Origin of the sequence: Bacteroides sp. GD17, assembly GCF_038448625.1 — a bacterium.
Taxonomy (GTDB): Bacteria; Bacteroidota; Bacteroidia; order Bacteroidales; family Bacteroidaceae; genus Bacteroides.
Genome location: NZ_JBCEZS010000010.1, coordinates 129,210 through 147,404, shown reverse-complemented (window position 1 = coordinate 147,404; position 18,195 = coordinate 129,210). Strand labels below are relative to the sequence as shown.

The window sequence follows — 18,195 nt, the reverse complement described above, 5'->3', positions numbered from 1 at the left end:
TCAATATTATCATGAAATTAAAATATATATGTATGTTTAGCGCTCTGGCGCTGATGACGGCAAGTTGTGATGAAGATAGTTTCTTGGACTTAAAGCCCCAAGGCAGCTTGAATGAAGATATTATGACATCGACTGAAGGTGCTGATCTGCTTGTAAATGCTGCATATGCAGCTTTGGGGGGGGCCGAAGGACAGACCTGGAGTGTGTGGTGCCATCCCACTTCTAATTGGACTTACGGTGAAGTACGCTCTGATAATGCCTATAAAGGTGGTGGCGGTGTAGGTGACCTGAATGAGGTGCATCGCATGGAAACGTTCGACATGGATGCAACTAATGGCTTTCTTGATAGCAAATGGTATCATTTGTATTGTAGTGTACAACGTTGTAACTCCGCTCTGCGCGTGTTGAATGCTGCTACGGACGAGCAAATCAGTGGGCGTACATCCCGTATTGCAGAAATGAAGGTGCTCCGTGCCCACTATTACTTTGAATTGAGCCGTCTTTTCAACAAGATCCCTTATTTTGATGAGAATGTTGAAATCTCTCAATATCCTAATATTTCCAATAATGAATTTACGCGTAATGAAATTCTGGATAAACTGGCACAAGAAATGCTTGATGCGGCAGCGCAGCTACCGACTTCTCAGCCTGAAGTAGGACGTATTCATAAGTATATCGCCTTGGCTTATGCTGCTAAAATAAAGTTATATCAGGCTTATGAGCAAGATGAAACGACTCATGCCGTGGTCAGCATCAATAAGGAGTTGCTTCGCGAAGTAGTATCACTCTGTGACCAGGTGACAGCCAGCAACCGCTATGGCTTGATCGATGATTTCCAGGGTTTGGATCTCATAGCAAACGAAAATGGTAAGGAGTCTGTTTTTGCTATCCAGTATTCCATGAACGATGGTACTGAAAGCGCCGGTCGTATTAATTGGAGCAACCTGTTGAACTCTCCGGGCGGTGGCAGTCCTTATGGTGGCGACGGTTTCTTCTTGCCGAGTCAGGACTTAATCAATGCTTATCAGACAGATGCAAATGGCCTGCCCGATTTTAGCTATCAAGTAAAGGCTGATTATAGCAAGGCAGTTTTATCTAACGGTGTTTATACTCTGGAAAACACAAATCCGAATGTGGACCCACGTCTTGATTTTGTTGTAGGACGTCCTAATATCACTTGGAAGACTTATACGGAGAAGCCTTGTGAAGGTTGGGTACGCGATAAGGAAACGTATGGTTACAATTGTGCAAAACGTTTCTGGGTCTCTCCCGAAAGCAGTGACATGTTTAAAGGCTGGCCTTGGGGTGCTTCTCAGTTGAACTGGCAAATTATCCGTTATGCTGATATTCTTCTCTGGAAGGCTGAGGCTCTTATTGAACTCAATGAAGGGGATGGCCTTGACATGGCTCGTGGCTTGATCAATGAAATTCGTAACCGTGCTAAGAATAGCCCTTATGTGAAGGATTTCAATGATAACTCCAAGTATGCCGCTCACTATCTCATTAATTCTTATCCTGCTGAAGGGTGGAATCAAGATTATGCCCGCAAGGCCCTTCGTTGGGAGACTCGTTTGGAAAAGGCATTGGAAGGAGAACGCTTCTTCGACTTGGTGCGTTGGGGTATTGCTGAAAACACAATGAACAATTATATTGCAGCAGAAAAAGATAATCGTATCTACTATGGTAATGCACAGTTCACTAAAGGAAAAGACGAATACTATCCGGTTCCGAACAACCAGTATGGTTTCTCCGGTGGTAAGTATGTGCAGAATCCGGGTTATCCTGCTTTCAATTAAATAAGAAAGGAAGGGTGGCATAAAACCATCCTTCCTTTAAATAAACTTCTATTACTATGAAATATTATCTCTACTCTTTACTGGGTGGTATTATAAACACTCTTTTATTGGCAGGAACATTGTCTGCCGGTGCCCAGAACAATACGGATAGCTTATATCGTGAACCGTATCGTCCTCAATATCATTTCAGCCCGCAGAAAGGTTGGATTGGCGACCCTTGCGGATTTATGTACTATCAGGGTAAATACCATATGTATTGGTGGGGCAAGGTAGAATCTTCCGATCTGGTACATTATCAGGAAATCACTCCTTATGCCATGACGGGAGCGGATGCTAATATCGGTTATTTCACCGGCTCTGCCGTAATAGATAAAAACAATACAGCGGGTTTTGGCAAGGATGCCTATATTGCTGCTTATACTGTTTTTGAGAAAGACTCAAAAAAGCAGGCTCAAGGTATTTCTTTTAGTCATGACGGGAAAACGTTTCATTATTATGAAGGAAACCCGGTCATTGATATTTGGAGTACAGAGTTCAGGGATCCTACTGTGTTTTGGTACGAACCGACTCAACAGTGGGTAATGGTGGTAGCTAAGGCTTTGGAGAAGAAAATAAAGTTTTATACATCTCCGGATCTGAAGAACTGGACGTGGGCTAGTGACTTCGGACCGGTAGGCGATAGCGAGAAATCTTGGGAATGCCCCGATCTGTTTCAATTGCCTGTTGATGGAAATTCCGATGAAAAGAAATGGGTGATGGTGGTATCGGTCAATTGGGCGCAAGAACAATATTTTATTGGAGACTTTGACGGGATTTCTTTTAAATTGGTGGAGAATCATCCAACAGAACCTCTATATGTTGATAAAGGATTGGACTTTTATGCATCCCGTACTTTCCGTGATTTTGATCATACGCTTGATTCTACCGTTTCTATGGGCTGGGTAGCAACGTGGGATTATGCCCAATTTGTCCCGTCAGAGTATGGCAAAGGCTTTTGGTCTGTCCCCCGTACCTTAGAACTGAAAACATACAAAGAAGGACTTCGGTTAATCCAACAACCCGTTGAACAGTTGAAAAAGCTCCGTTATCAGCCGGTTGCAGTAAACCGTTCTTTATCACCCGGAGTACAAAATATTCCGGGATTCGCTCCCGGGGAGAATATATATGAGCTCGACGCTTCTTTTTCGACAGATGTTTCCAATGTCTTTGGCTTTAATTTATGTGTAGGAGATGGACGTAAGGTTGTAGTCAGCTACGATACAGACTCACATAACTTGGTTATTGATCGTACTCATTGTGCCGCCGTATCTATTCCTAAATTCAGTCGTATGTCATATACCCGGGTTGAACCGATAGATAATAAGATTCGTTTGCATATCTTTGTGGATAAGTCGAGTGTAGAGATTTTCGCAAATGACGGAAAAGAAGTTTTTACCTTATTGACCTATCCGGGTGAATCCCAGACTGGCATTGAGGTTTTTGCACAACGAAAAGGCACCAGAATGGTACTGAATGCTTGGATGCTCCGTTCCATCTGGAAATAAAAATAAGCCGGATGTAACATTTGTAGTATAGTTTGAAACGAAAGAGATAGGCTCTGATACTCTAACGGCGTATCTTTGCAACGTTGTGAATATATAATCAATTTAAAAATCTTAATACCTAAAAACATGAGTTATTCAATGAATGGATGTATGATGTTTAAATTTCTATCTGTTATGCTTTTGAGTATTTGCTCTTCGATAATGTCTGCTCAGAACGCCGATACACATTTAAATATTAAGCATCTGGGAGATCGGCAGACAATTGTCCGCTCTGAAGAGAATCAGAAATATCTGTTATTGCCTATACAAGAGAAGGCACATGAGGCCCGTTTGTATATGATTGTCGATAATGACGTAGTGAAAACTATTAATGTCCGCCTGGCTGTAGATAGCATCGACTACTATGTACCTTTGGAACTGTCTGCCTATCAGGAAAAAGGTGTTGCCTTTAATATTCAGTTGGTCGATGACTCGGCAGTATGTTGGCAAACGATGAAGCTTTCGGACACATTCGATACTGCTAACCGTGAGGATTTTCGTCCGGTCTATCATTTTACTCCTGCTTACGGTTGGATGAACGATCCGAACGGAATGGTATATAAGGATGGAGAATACCATCTGTTTTATCAGTATAACCCTTATGGCTCGATGTGGGGAAATATGCATTGGGGGCATGCTGTCAGCAAGGACTTGTTGAAGTGGGAGCATCTGCCGGTTGCTATTGCTCCGGATGGTTTGGGTACTATCTTCAGTGGCTCTTGCGTGGTAGATAAGGATAATACTGCCGGTTTTGGTGCCGGTGCTATTGTAGCTTTCTATACTTCGGCCGGTGAACGCCAGTCGCAAAGTATGGCCTATAGCCTTGATAATGGGCGTACTTTCAAGAAATATCCACTCAATCCGATCATTACTTCCACGCTTCGCGATTTCCGCGATCCGAAAGTGTTCTGGTACGAAGATACTAAAAAGTGGGTGCTTATTTTGGCTGCCGGTCAAGAGATGCAGATCTACTCTTCGTCCGACTTGAAGGAATGGACGATGGAAAGCTCCTTCGGCCAAGGACAGGGAGTACACGATGGTGTTTGGGAATGCCCCGACTTGTTTGAACTCCCCGTAGAAGGAACGGAATTGAAGAAATGGGTATTGGTATGCAATATAAACCCCGGTGGGCCTTTCGGTGGTTCGGCCACACAGTACTTTGTCGGAACATTCGACGGAAAGAAGTTTGTAAATGAGTCTCCGGCTGCAACTAAATGGATGGATTTCGGTAAAGACCATTATGCCACTGTCACTTGGAGCAATGCTCCTGCCGGACGCTCCATTGCCTTGGCATGGATGAGCAACTGGCAGTATGCCAATGATGTTCCTACCCGGCAGTATCGCAGTGCCAACTCTGTTCCGCGTGACTTGAGCCTGTATACAGCTGATGGTGAGACTTATCTGAAGTGTACTCCCTCACCCGAATTGTTGAAGATGCGCGGGAAAGCAGTGAAAAAGCATGCTTTCAAGGTAGACCGTACCTATAACTTGCAGCAATTACTGAAAGATAACACGGGAACTTATGAGATAGAGATGACCATTAAAAACAGGAATGCGCAGGAGATCGGTTTCCAGTTGTATAATGCTGCGGGAGAAGAGGTGGACTTTACTTATGATCTTTCTGCCCGTACTTTTAAGATGGATCGTACAAAGAGTGGACTGACCATTTTCAACAAGGATTTCCCTGCTGTAACGGCAGCGCCGTTCGAGGCAAAAGATGAGTTAACGCTCCGCTTATTTGTCGATAAATCGAGTATCGAAGTCTTTGGTGACGACGGCAGATGGTGTATGACGAACCTGGTGTTCCCGTCGGAACCATATAATCGCATCAGCTTTTATGCCAAAGGTGGAACTTACAGTGTGTCGTCTTTCACCGTATATAAGTTAGCCTTCAACGAATAATCTAATATTAATGATATAGTAGTATGCAAAATTCGAATACTTCCGCTTCTCTTGCAAAGCTCTTCCCAGTCATGCTTTGCTTCTTCGCCATGGGCTTTGTAGACCTTGTAGGCATTGCCTCCAACTATGTAAAAGCCGATTTGGGCTTGACCGATTCGCAGGCAAACATTTTTCCTTCGCTCGTATTCTTCTGGTTTCTCATCTTCTCCGTACCCACGGGTATGCTGATGAACCGCATCGGGCGCAAGAAGACTGTCCTTCTCAGTTTGGTCATCACTTTTGCCTCCCTGCTTCTTCCGGTCTTTGGTGACGGGTATGTGCTGATGCTGCTGTCGTTCTCGTTGCTGGGCATCGGCAATGCATTGATGCAAACCTCTCTTAATCCGTTGCTTTCCAACATTGTGAGCGGCGAACGATTGGCAAGCTCACTCACCTTCGGACAGTTTGTCAAGGCGATTGCTTCGTTCTTGGCACCCTATATTGCCATGTGGGGCGCTACGCAGGCCATTCCTTCGCTGGGCATGGGCTGGCGCGTACTGTTTCCTGTTTATATGGTGGTGGCGGTTGCTGCTATCCTTTGGCTGAGCGGCACGTCCATCCGGGAAGAAAAGGAAGAGGGGCGTCCTTCTACCTTTGGCGAATGCCTTGCCTTGCTGGGCAAGCCGTTTATCTTGCTCTGCTTCCTGGGTATCATGTGCCATGTCGGTATCGACGTAGGTACCAATACCACTGCGCCTAAGATTTTGATGGAACGTTTGGGAATGACTTTGTCCGATGCCGGTTTTGCTACCAGCCTTTACTTCATCTTCCGTACGGCGGGTTGTTTCCTGGGAGCGTTCATCTTGCAGAAGATTGCTGCGCGAACCTTCTTTGGCATCAGCGTGTTGTGTATGCTGGTGGCTATGGTGGGACTGTTCATCTTCCAGGACAAGACAATGATTTATGTCTGCATCGCCCTTATCGGTTTCGGCAACTCGAATATCTTCCCTGTTATCTTCTCGCAGGCATTGCTGGCGATGCCGCAGAAGCAGAACGAGGTCAGTGGGCTGATGATTATGGGACTCTTCGGAGGAACGGTTTTTCCGTTGGCTATGGGCTTGGCAAGTGATGCTACCGGTGGGCAAAGTGGTGCCGTAGCAGTGATGACGGTAGGTGTGTTGTATTTATTTTTCTATATGACAAAGATAAAACGCTGACATCGGCTGAAGTGGCCCTACAGTACGTTCTGAGCGGGGGGTATCTCACTATACGACAGAGATACCCTAAGTATACGACAGAGGGTACCTCTGTATACGACTGAGACTACCTCACATAACGACAGAGACTATCACTATCAAGGAACGGTGTAAAATAATAGAATTTATTAAAATATAATTACCATGAATCAAATTATCGTAGGTATGGGCGAAGCACTTTGGGATGTGCTGCCCGAAGGAAAGAAAATAGGTGGTGCTCCGGCGAACTTTGCCTATCATGTATCACAGTTTGGTTTCGACAGTCGCGTGGTCAGCGCCGTAGGTGCCGATGCCGATGGAGACGAAATAATGGATGTGTTTGCACAGAAAGGGTTGCGTACGCAGATAGAGCGCGTGCCTTATCCTACGGGGACGGTGCAGGTGACGCTCGATGCCGTAGGTGTGCCTTGTTATGAAATAAAGGAAGGGGTTGCTTGGGATAACATCCCTTTCACGGACGAACTGAAACGTCTGGCCCTGAATACCCGTGCCGTATGCTTCGGTTCGCTGGCACAGCGCAATGAGGTGAGCCGTATTACTATCAACCGTTTTCTCGATACGATGCCTGACACGGGGGATGAACTGAAGATTTTTGATATCAACCTGCGCCAGGGATTCTATACACAAGAGATTCTCTGCGATTCGATGCACCGTTGCAATATTCTTAAGATCAACGACGAAGAGCTTGTTACCATTAGCCGTATCTTCGGTTATCCGGGCATTGACCTGCAGGATAAGTGTTGGATTCTTCTTGCCAAGTACAATCTGAAGATGTTGATCTTGACCTGCGGCACGAATGGCAGTTATGTATTTACGCCGGGAGTTGTTTCTTTCCAGGAGACTCCGAAGGTGCCCGTTGCCGATACGGTGGGGGCAGGTGACTCTTTCACTGCTGCTTTTACAGCTGCCATCCTTAGCGGAAAACCGGTACCGGAGGCTCATAAGCTTGCTGTAGAGGTGTCAGCCTTTGTGTGTACGCAAAGCGGTGCTATGCCGGAACTGCCGGAGATACTGAAGGAGAGACTGAAGTAAGTCTTTCAATGAGTGGCACTGTACCAGCCTGTATTTGTCTTACCATTGGTCAGGATGTTGGTGCTCGGGTCGGAAACGGTGATGCCGGAGAAAGTATTTATCTTATAATCAGTGTTCGTAAGTGCGGAGTAATAATATTCCGTATGTACATGGTGAGGAACAGTGCGTTGGAGCTGTTCCTCAAATTTTTTCAGTAGTTGCGGGTCGTCGCACAGATGTGCCACGTAGTCGCCAAAGTCGTAAAAGATAACGGGAAGATAACCGTCGAGGCGTTGCAGGGAAGGTCGTAAGGTGGTGTCGAATGTATATCGGGTGTTTATCTCTTTCATCACAGATGCCAAGGCATCTACCTCGGAGCAGTCCGTAACGCCCAGTGTGCCGCAAGGCTTCAGGGTATATGTGGAATAGAATGAGTAGAAGTCGTTGCAGATGGCTTCATAATCCGGTTCGCCCAGCAGATACTTCCCCATAGTGGCATAAGGCATGCCGTAGGCCATGATTTCGCTGGTACAGGCTATCAGGTAGCGGGTTACTTTCCGAAGGTCATAAGCTACTTCGATGTTGGACATGTAGCAGTCATCAAAAAGTAGATATTCCAGTTTCAATCCGGCACTTTCAAGACCTTCGGCCAGGGTGGTGATATCTGTCTGGTAACTGCTGCTGATCCCTCCGAAGTAACGGGTCTGTACTGTACCTTCACTGTCCCAATGGAACTTGAAGGAAGAGGCTGCTCTCGTCAACGTACTGCTGACGGGTATCCAACCCATGCCATGGCATCCGATAATCATGGAATAAACAGACGCCGGGGCATTGCTTTTGACATCATTCAGAATAGAGGCTATGCCATGGGCAGTAGTGAAGGGGGGATCGGTGTATTCTTTCAAGGTGGTGCGTTCGCATTTGCCCTTCTTGCAAGTTATCTCAAACAGAGTGGCTTCTCTCGGGGTAGTAGACAGGAACACGATGACACGCTGGTTCTTCAGGCCGTTCCGGCTGATGGAGGTTTCCAAGTCCACGAGATTCGTCTCAAAATTCTCGAGCAGGTTTGTCGACCAAGGCATATAGATGAATAAGGTCTTTTCGTTTTCGGAGTTCAGTTCCGGCTCATCTTTTTGGCAGGATGCCATAACGAGAGATAGGATTATCAGACAGCATGACAACTTTGTCAGCCTGCCAAATATGAGGTGTAACTTGTTCATCATTCTGTTGTTGCAGGTTATGTTCGAGGGGATAAAGATAATGCTTTTTCTCATACGGAATACTATGCAGTGGTTTTACTCTCGTTATTTGTAGGCAAAAGTTCGCTACATGACTGTGCAAAGTTCCTCTACCTGCTTCTCAAAACTATCCCTCATCTTCGCTCGGTTTTTTACTGCACTCCGGTGGTTGTAGATGGTTTGTGGAGAGTAGAATAGCAACGTGGCTATCTTGGAACTATCTTTGATTCCCATACGTATCAAAGCGAAGATACGCAATTCCGTATTTAGTATCTCACCTCTCTTGGGGATAATCTTTTCATCTTCGCGGAGCAGGGCATTGAAGGCTTCGATGAAGTTAGGATACAGGTTCAGGAATGCCGTGTCGAAGTTTACGAAGAATTCTTTGGCATCGGTGTCGGACAGCCTGGTGGCATTGACCAGTTTCAGCAGGTCATCGGTTTGCTTGGCTTTTACTTTGCGCTTTACCAGATCCTGATACTTGTTCAGTTTGTCGATGTAGGCGGCGCATAGATCCATGAAGAGGCTTACATATTCTTCACGAGTGTGGTTGGTTGTCACCAGTTCTTTGTTCAGATGTTGCAGTTCTGCATTCATATCTGCCAGTATCTTTCTGCGTTTGCGGAGTTGGTGCATTTGCCGGTATATGTAGATGAGAGAGATTACTAATCCGATGGATAACAGACTGATACATACCAATGACCATTGTAAGCGTTTGCTCTTGATGAGGTTTTGTTCCTGATAGGAGAGTACAATGGCGGGAAATTTCTTGGCTATTTCGAGCATGCGTAACCGATTGTTGTAGAACAGTGCATCTTCCATGGAATAGCCGAGGTAACGGTTGGCGCGTGCCACTTCTCCACTTCTGTTTTTAAAGATGTACAAGGCCAGTTCTTGTAAAGCCAGATTCTCCTTTAACGGGCATACCTGGTCTGAGATGGCTGCTTTGATCAGATAATGTTCGTACTCATCCCAATTGCCAGTCCGTGCATAGACCAATGCCAGTCCGTATGTGACCATGGCATATAGGCGGACATTAACCGGAAGTCCTTCCAATGCTTTTTTATAGTCTGATTCCGCATCGGTATATCTTTGATGACGGTAGTAATTCTCTGCCTTCCAGTAATGCTGCAGGGGCGAACCAGCTGGCAGCACGTTGATGAGGGAATCCTGGTAAAGTATCTCCTTCTGATAATAACGTGGAGCATATACTTTGTCGTTGGAATACTCGGCCCACATGCTATAGGCCCATTCATAAGCTGTGTAGTATTCTATCAGTAATGTATTGTCCAGTGTGTTTGCATCTATCTGTTGCAGGTTCTGGATGGACTCGCTGAAATAGCCGGAAGTGGAAAGGAGTATGGAGCGGTGAATAATACTCAGATTACGATACGAAGGGTTGGAAAGCTTTATGGCCGTTGCTTCCTCCCTGTCTACATATTGCATGGCCGAATCGAAACGGTAGGTATAATACTCTTCATAAATGGAATTATACAGTTGGAAGAGTTTGTCTTTCTCCATGGAAGGATATTGTAGAAGCTTCAGGCTGTCAATGCGGTTTTCTTTTTGGCGTGAGTAATGGGCGCGTTGTTTCAGAGCGCTTTCCAACTCATCAAACAATGCCGGATTGTTTGCAATTCCGGTTGCCGGAAGGACAAATACTAAAAGTAATCCTAATAACAAGTTCTTTTTCATAGGATGTGTTTTTAAAAGTAGACAAATACAAAGATATTAAAAGTTTTCGGCAAATGGGTATGTCTACCTGCTTTTATATAAAGGCGTTGTGCAATTGCTTTATTATTAGTGAATTATAATTGCTGCTGGCTCATTGCAGTCTACCTGACAACTACCTTCGATGCCGGTGTGTTGTTTTGACCACTAATTTTGCTCCCGCTAAAGACGAGGAACCGGTTCTCCGGAATCTTTGAAGCATTAATCCGAACGTTTAATTTTAAATCCAAGTAATATTATGAAACGAAAACTTTTCTTTTGTGCTTTGTTGGGTGCTACGCTATCCAGTATTTCTGCAATGGCAGCTAACCGGGTGGAAGTGAATGACACCATTAGTTCCAAGAAAGCGGACGAAGGCGAACGCAATGTGATGCTGAACGCTTCGGATGCCAACAAACCTCGTGAAATTCAAATCGGGCTTCCAAGTGAAGATGTTAATGTATACGAGAACGGATTGCCCGCCGTATATTCTTCGGCTGTACATAAACTGGCAACGCATTGGCGTAGTGATGCCAGTTTGGGTGAAGTTGGACTGATGAATCCATCGGAATCGGCCATTACTACCGGTAATATTGCTTATTCCGTAGATGCTTTCTCAAAGTTAGGTCAGAAGGAGTTTAAAGGGGTATTGAATTATCATACCAATCATTTTGGCTGGCAGAATATGGACATGAATGTATCGGGAGGTATCGGTGAACGTTGGCTGTATACTGCCTCCGTCTATCAGAACTTTGATCCGGAAAGTTTCAGCCCTAAGTTTGAGAACTTTAGTGACCGCACGCAGCTCTATCATGCCGGACTAACCCGTGTCTTCAACAATAACCGGGGCAAACTATCGGTCGTCTATAAATTCTCGAAGAGCAATGCGCTTGGTTCTATGATTAATGCCGCTCCCTTTATTTATGTGGGCGATGGCAGTGTAAAGGAGCTTCCGGGATTCAAACTTGGTACTTCTTCGTATGCTCCCGAAGGCGGCCGCTTTGAATATATGGATGTAATGGATGGCAAGATGAAAAGTGGCCGTTTCGGCGATTTCACCGGAAACAAGGCGCACGAAGTAGCCCTGTTGTTCGACTATACTTTTAAGAATGATCTGAAGTGGACACTGAATGTCAAATTCATGAATGCTCCCGAAGCCAATTATGTAGATTTCGGCGGCAGCAATATCAGCGAAGCAACCGCAGAAGACGGTCTTTTCCCGGACGGATCGAATGATGCTTATACCGGACTGGTAGAGGGAAGACGCACCTGGCTGCATCTCGGTAAGGTAAAAAATGCCTTGCTCACTTCGGAACTGAAAAAGCAGTTGGGCAACCATAATACGAGGCTGGGGCTGAACGAATGGTATTATCATTTGGACTATCATTCATCTTCCTTTCAATGGATAGGTACTGTCACCGAATATCCGCAGATATTGGGCAGTAAGGCGGCCGACGGAAGTATCAGTAAGTTCCGTGGCTTCAATGAACTGAGTCCGGAATATACCAAAGGATACGAGAACAAACTGGCTGTTTACTTTACCGATAACTGGCAGGTGACTCCCAAATTCAATGTCTATTACGGAGCACGCCTGGAATACTACCGTATGGCGGCAGATCAGATTCCTTACGGCCGTTATGCTGGTTTCCATATTGGCGATACTCATACTTATACAGACAATGAAGGCAATACCCTTTCCACCGAAAAGATTGAGCCGCACAAGGTGGTGAAGGATAAACTGAACTATGCGGCAACAGCACAATTCACTTACAATATAAGCGGGAACTTCGGTCTTACAGCCGACGGAACTGTTGCTACCCGCTTTCCGCGCATCAACGAATATGCAGGTACGGGTCCTACGGAGGAGCAATACAAGCGTGTCACTATTCCGTTGCTGCGTGGAGGATTGTTCTATCATAACGACTGGATCAACCTGACTTCAATGGTCACCTATATCTCCAAGTCGAATAATATTGACCAGCAGAACGTAACCAAGCCCGGAACCACACAATCCAAGACCACTCTGCTGATATATGATATCAAGACGTTGGGATGGACCACTTCTGCCGAAATTGATCCTTTTAAGGGATTCCACTTGCATGCCTTGTTCACTTACCAAAAGCCGACGTACAATAATTATTTCATCAAATCACCGTTTGAGGGTGTGCCTGATTTGAATGCCAATGGTAATATTGTGAAAGAGATTCCGCAAATACTTGTTGAAGTTGATCCCAGCTATAATATTACTCCAGATTTGCGCGTATGGCTCAGCTTCCGCTACTTCGGAAAGACCTATGCCAATCTGACCAATGCCCTTTACTTCAACGGCCGTTGGGAAACCTTTGGAGGTATCAACTGGAAAGTAAATAAACACCTCTCACTGGGGACAACAATCGTAAACTTCCTGAATCAGAAAGGAGCCAGCGGAACTATCAACGGTGCCGAACTCTTGAGCAAGGAAGAAGCCGGAAAATTCAAAGACCATTATATGAGCGGCAACTATTTACGCCCCTTTACATTGGAATTCAGTGCCAGTCTTTCATTTTAAATCATATTTAAACTATTTTTGTGACTAAATTTATTGTAAACCATGAAAAATTTACTCGTAACTCTCTTTGCGTTCGCATCCCTTACGTATGCCAATGCAGCGGATAACAAAATAATCCGCATTTCTACAGAAAAAAACGACCTTGTGCTCCAGGTAGCAGAGAACGGTCGCTTGTACCAGACTTATCTGGGTGAAAAGTTATTGCACGAGCAAGACTTGCAGAACTTCCGTTGGGATGTACATGCCGGTTCGGATGGCAGTGTAACCAAACGCGGTTGGGAAGTATATAGCGGTTCGGGCAATGAAGATTACTTCGAACCTGCTGTAGGCATCACCCACAATGATGGTAATCCGTCTACGATTCTGTATTATGTTTCTTCGTCTTCCAAGGCCGTTGAAGGCGGTACGGAAACGACGATCAACCTGCGTGATGACAAGTATCCGGTGGATGTGACGCTGCATTATGTGGCTTATCCGAAAGAAAATGTCATCAAGACGTGGAGCGAGATAAAGCATCAGGAGAAGAAGCCGATTGTGCTGTCTACGTATGCTTCTACGATGCTCTACTTCTATAATTCCAGTTATTATCTAACTGAGTTCAGCAGCGACTGGGCCAAAGAAGCACAGATGAGCAGCCAGCAGTTGCAGTTCGGCAAGAAGGTGATTGATACCAAGCTGGGCAGTCGTGCTGCCATGCATACCCATCCTTTCTTCGAGGTCGGACTGGATCAGCCGGTCAGCGAGCATCAGGGCAATGTACTGATGGGCACCCTGGGCTGGACCGGAAACTTCCGTTTCACCTTTGAAGTGGATAACGTGGGCAACCTCCGGGTGATTCCTGCCATCAACCCTTATGCTTCTATTTATGAACTGAAGCCTAATGAAGTGTTCACTACTCCTGAGTTTATCTTCACTTTGAGCTCTAACGGCGCTTCACAAGGCAGCCGCAACCTCCACGAGTGGGCACGCAATTACAGCCTGAAGGATGGTAAAGGCAGCCGCCTGACTTTGCTGAACAACTGGGAGAATACCGGTTTCAACTTCAATCAGGAGATACTTGCCGAACTGATGAAAGAAGCCAAGCATCTGGGTGTGGACATGTTCCTGCTGGACGATGGTTGGTTTGCCAACAAATATCCGCGTAAGAACGATCATGCCGGTCTCGGTGATTGGGAAGTGACCCACGATAAACTGCCCGGCGGTATTCCTGCCTTGGTCGATGCTGCTAAAGAAGCCGGTGTGAAGTTTGGTATCTGGATTGAACCGGAAATGGTGAACCCGAAGAGCGAACTGTATGAGAAGCATCCCGATTGGGCCATCGAACTGCCTAACCGTGATACCTATTACTACCGCAACCAGTTGGTATTGGATCTCAGCAACCCGAAAGTGCAGGATTACGTTTACGGCGTGGTAGAAAACATTATGAAGGAGAATCCCGATGTAGCTTTCTTTAAGTGGGATTGCAACAGCCCTATCACCAATATCTATTCTCCCTATCAGAAGGATAAGCAGGGACAGTTGTACATCGACCATGTGCGTGGCGTATACAATGTGATGAAACGCGTAAAGGAGAACTATCCCAATGTTCCGATGATGCTCTGTTCCGGTGGAGGTGCCCGTTGCGATTATGAAGCACTAAAGTACTTTACAGAATTCTGGTGCAGTGATAATACCGATCCTGTAGAGCGTATCTTTATCCAATGGGGCTTCTCCCAGTTCTTCCCGTCGAAGGCAATGTGTGCGCACGTGACGAGTTGGAACAAGGCAACGTCTGTGAAGTTCCGTACGGATGTGGCTTCCATGTGCAAGCTTGGTTTTGATATTGGCTTGAAGGAACTGAGTGCTGACGAACTGACTTACTGCCAGACAGCGGTTGCCAACTGGAAACGGTTACAGAATGCCATTATGGACGGTGATCAGTATCGCTTGGTTTCGCCATACGAAACGAATCACATGGCAGTGAACTATGTAAGCAAGGATTTGAATAAAGCCGTATTGTTTGCTTACGATGTTCATCCGCGTTTTCAGGAGAAGCTGTTGCCGGTGAAACTGCAGGGACTGGACCCGAACAAGCAATATAAGGTAGAGGAAATCAATCTGATGCCTGGTGCAAAATCCGGGTTAGGTGCCAACGGTAAAGTTTATTCCGGTGATTATCTGATGAAAGTCGGTTTGGATGTTCTTGGACTGGCTGCTACTCAAAGCCGGGTGGTAGAGTTGACTGCACAATAATGTTTTCTTGAGATACTACTACTGATTGTAGAGGAATTTATTTCAGGCTGTTTCTGCAGTGCCCATTGAAAAAGGCATGCTGAAACAGCCTGTTTTATTTCATTTTCCACTATCTTTGCTCATCTGCAATCTTAAATCAACAGAAACAGGATGAGACGATATAACCTTCGTGTTTTATTTCTTTGGTTCGTGCTTTTGGGAACGTTAAGTTCTTGCTCTCACCGCGAGCCTCATTTCCGTATTGGTATTTCCCAGTGTAGCGATGATGAGTGGCGTCATCAGATGAATAACGAAATGTTGCGCGAAGCCCTTTTTTATGATGGAGTGGAAGTGGAGATACGTACAGTCAAAGATGATAATATACAGCAAGAAAAGGACATTCGTCGTTTCATGAAGGAAGGAGTAGACTTGCTGATCGTTGCTCCTAATGAAGCCGAACCCATCACTCCGGTTGTAGAAGAGGCCTACAATCAGGGAATCCCTGTGATTGTGGTAGACCGTAGAATCCTTTCCGATAAATACACTGCTTATGTGGGCGCCGATAATTACGAGATAGGTAAAGCTATCGGCAAATACGTTGCCAATGTGCTTCATGGCAAAGGTACGGTAGTAGAAATTGCCGGTTTGTCCGGCTCCACGCCTGCCATGGACCGTCATCAAGGCTTTATGAACGTTGTAGCCGATTATCCCGATATCCGCTTGCTGGCCAAAGAAGATGGTGCCTGGCTACGCTCCCAGGCAGAAGAGAAGATGGATACTCTGCTCGACCTTTTTCCGCAGATCGATATTGTCTATGCCCAGAACGACCGCATGGCCGCCGGTGCATACGCTGCTGCCGCCCGCCAACATCGTGAGAAGGAGATGCGCTTCATCGGTACAGATGCCTTGCCCGGCGAAGGCTATGGGGTGGAACAAGTGCTTGCAGGTGAGTTGGATGCAACTTTTATTTATCCTACGGGCGGCGACCGTGTGATGCAGATTGCCATGGATATTCTGAACCACCGTGACTTCCCTCGTGAAACCCTCCTGAACACTTCTGTCGTCGATCGTGACAATGCCCTTATCATGAAGATGCAGACAGCCCATATCAGTACTCTTGACGAGAAAATAGAAACATTAAATGGGAAAATCAATCAATATCTGGCCCGCTATTCCACCCAGCAAGGTATTCTGCTTGTCAGTCTGGTGGCGCTCTTGTTGGTCATAGGCCTGCTGGTTGCCGTATATCTTTCTCTGCGTGCCAAGAATCGTCTGAACCGCGAACTTTCCCTGCAAAAGAAGAAGCTGGAGGAGCAGAAAACGCAACTGATACATCAAACCGAATTGTTGGAGCAGCAGAAGTCGCAATTAGAACAACTTTCCCGTGAACTGGAAGCGGCAACCCATGCCAAACTTGTTTTCTTCACGAATATTTCTCATGACTTCCGTACCCCGTTGACTTTGATTGCCGACCCTATCGAGCAACTTCTTGCCGATACTTCCGTCAGTACGCAGTCTCGTCAACTACTGGAATTGATGAAGAAGAATGTACATATCCTCCTTCGTCTGGTCAATCAGATTCTCGATTTCCGCAAAGTGGAGAACGGGCGTATGGAGCTTCGCCTTGAACCTTTCGACTTGCTCGACAGCTTCCGTGGCTGGAACGATTCCTTCCGCATGGCTCTGCTGAAGAAGCATATATCTTTCAGTTTCGAGACCACTCCCGATGCGGACTTTCGTATGATGGCAGATGCGGAAAAGATGGAACGCATCTACTTCAACCTCTTCTCTAATGCCGTGAAGTACACGCCGGAGAATGGAAAAGTAATCATACGCCTGGAAATGGCAGAGCAGAACTTCCGCCTGGAGGTATTCAATTCCGGCAGCTATATTTCATCGACCGATGTGGAGGCTATCTTCGAACGTTTCTATCAGGTCGATGGTCACCAGGCTGGTACGGGTATCGGCCTTGCCCTGGTACGTGCTTTTGTCGAAATGCATGGCGGAAACATTACTGCACATAGCGATGAGAAAGGAACGACTTTCACCGTAACCTTCCCCAAGCAGGATATCTCTCTATATCACCCCACAGTGGTGACTCTGCCTGCCGAAGAGAAAGAGGTTTCTTCTACTTTAGTCGATGCCGAAATTTCCACAGAGGGGGAAGTGGCAGAAGCTGATTGTCCCACTGTACTCGTTATTGACGACAATGCCGATATTCGTACTTACGTGAAGTCGCTGCTTTCAAAAGACTATCGCGTGCTGGATGCGGCAGACGGTGCAACGGGTATTCGTCTTGCCATGAAGTATGTGCCTGATGTTATCGTCTCCGACGTCATGATGCCCGGTATGGATGGAGTAGAGTGTTGCCGTCGCTTGAAGAGTGAGTTGCAGACCAGCCATATCCCGGTGATTCTGCTTACGGCTTGTTCGCTTGATGAACAGCGTATTCAGGGCTACGACGGTGGTGCCGATTCTTATATTTCCAAACCTTTCAACTCGCAATTACTTTTATCCCGCGTCCGTAATCTTATTGCAAACCGTCGCCAACTGAAACAATTCTTCGGAGATAACCAGACGATTGAGAAGGAGACTATCAGCGATCTCGATAAGGACTTCGTCTCCCGCTTTAAATCTCTTGTCGAGGCAAAGATGAAAGACCCCGACTTGAATGTCGAAGATCTGGGACGCGACATGGGTATGAGTCGTGTGCAACTATACCGTAAACTAAAGTCGCTCACCAACTATTCGCCCAATGAATTGCTTCGCCAGATGAGGCTGAAACGAGCTGCCTCTCTGCTTGCTTCTTCCGAAATGACAGTAGCCGAGATAGCTTATGAAGTGGGCTTCTCGTCCCCTTCGTATTTTACGAAGTGCTATAAGGAACAGTTTGGTGAAAGCCCTACGGACTTCTTGAAGAGAAGAGGGTAGAGTGAATTGGATTTTTCTCTAATATTATAG

10 protein-coding genes are annotated in these 18,195 nt (G+C 46.0%); 8 read left to right on the top strand and 2 right to left on the bottom strand.

Going from position 1 to position 18,195, the window contains the following annotated elements:
• Positions 1–11: 11 nt before the first annotated feature.
• From AAE250_RS15895 to AAE250_RS15875, 5 genes are all read left to right on the top strand, one after another.
• The gene (locus AAE250_RS15895; RefSeq protein ID WP_294600486.1) at positions 12–1,796 is read left to right on the top strand and encodes a RagB/SusD family nutrient uptake outer membrane protein; all 1,785 of its coding nucleotides are present in this window, start codon (positions 12–14) and stop codon (positions 1,794–1,796) included.
• A 56-nt stretch (positions 1,797–1,852) separates the two neighbouring features.
• The gene (locus AAE250_RS15890; RefSeq protein ID WP_294600488.1) at positions 1,853–3,340 is read left to right on the top strand and encodes a glycoside hydrolase family 32 protein; all 1,488 of its coding nucleotides are present in this window, start codon (positions 1,853–1,855) and stop codon (positions 3,338–3,340) included.
• A 174-nt stretch (positions 3,341–3,514) separates the two neighbouring features.
• Positions 3,515–5,281 carry a GH32 C-terminal domain-containing protein gene (locus AAE250_RS15885; protein WP_294600489.1) on the top strand — a complete coding sequence of 589 codons (1,767 nt, stop codon included), beginning with the start codon at positions 3,515–3,517 and terminating at the stop codon, positions 5,279–5,281.
• Positions 5,282–5,304: 23 nt separating this feature from the next.
• Positions 5,305–6,477: an MFS transporter gene (locus AAE250_RS15880; protein WP_294600491.1), complete on the top strand. Its 1,173-nt coding sequence runs from the start codon at positions 5,305–5,307 to the stop codon at positions 6,475–6,477.
• A gap of 183 nt (positions 6,478–6,660) precedes the next feature.
• Positions 6,661–7,548 carry a carbohydrate kinase family protein gene (locus AAE250_RS15875; RefSeq protein WP_294600493.1) on the top strand — a complete coding sequence of 296 codons (888 nt, stop codon included), beginning with the start codon at positions 6,661–6,663 and terminating at the stop codon, positions 7,546–7,548.
• Positions 7,549–7,553: 5 nt separating this feature from the next.
• Here the strand turns inward: AAE250_RS15875 and AAE250_RS15870 are convergent, their stop codons facing one another.
• Both AAE250_RS15870 and AAE250_RS15865 read right to left on the bottom strand, forming a co-directional pair.
• Entirely contained in the window at positions 7,554–8,675 is a 1,122-nt protein-coding gene (locus AAE250_RS15870) for a clostripain-related cysteine peptidase (protein WP_294600494.1), read from the bottom strand.
• Positions 8,676–8,852: 177 nt separating this feature from the next.
• Entirely contained in the window at positions 8,853–10,460 is a 1,608-nt protein-coding gene (locus AAE250_RS15865) for a DUF6377 domain-containing protein (protein WP_294600496.1), read from the bottom strand.
• 274 nt (positions 10,461–10,734) lie between these two features.
• Here AAE250_RS15865 and AAE250_RS15860 point away from each other — a divergent pair, with 274 nt between their 5' ends.
• From AAE250_RS15860 to AAE250_RS15850, 3 genes are all read left to right on the top strand, one after another.
• Entirely contained in the window at positions 10,735–13,023 is a 2,289-nt protein-coding gene (locus tag AAE250_RS15860; RefSeq protein WP_294600497.1) for a TonB-dependent receptor, read from the top strand.
• A 42-nt stretch (positions 13,024–13,065) separates the two neighbouring features.
• Positions 13,066–15,255: an alpha-galactosidase gene (locus AAE250_RS15855; protein WP_294600499.1), complete on the top strand. Its 2,190-nt coding sequence runs from the start codon at positions 13,066–13,068 to the stop codon at positions 15,253–15,255.
• 150 nt (positions 15,256–15,405) lie between these two features.
• Positions 15,406–18,165: a substrate-binding domain-containing protein gene (locus AAE250_RS15850; RefSeq protein WP_294600500.1), complete on the top strand. Its 2,760-nt coding sequence runs from the start codon at positions 15,406–15,408 to the stop codon at positions 18,163–18,165.
• The last annotated feature ends 30 nt before the right edge of the window (positions 18,166–18,195 follow it).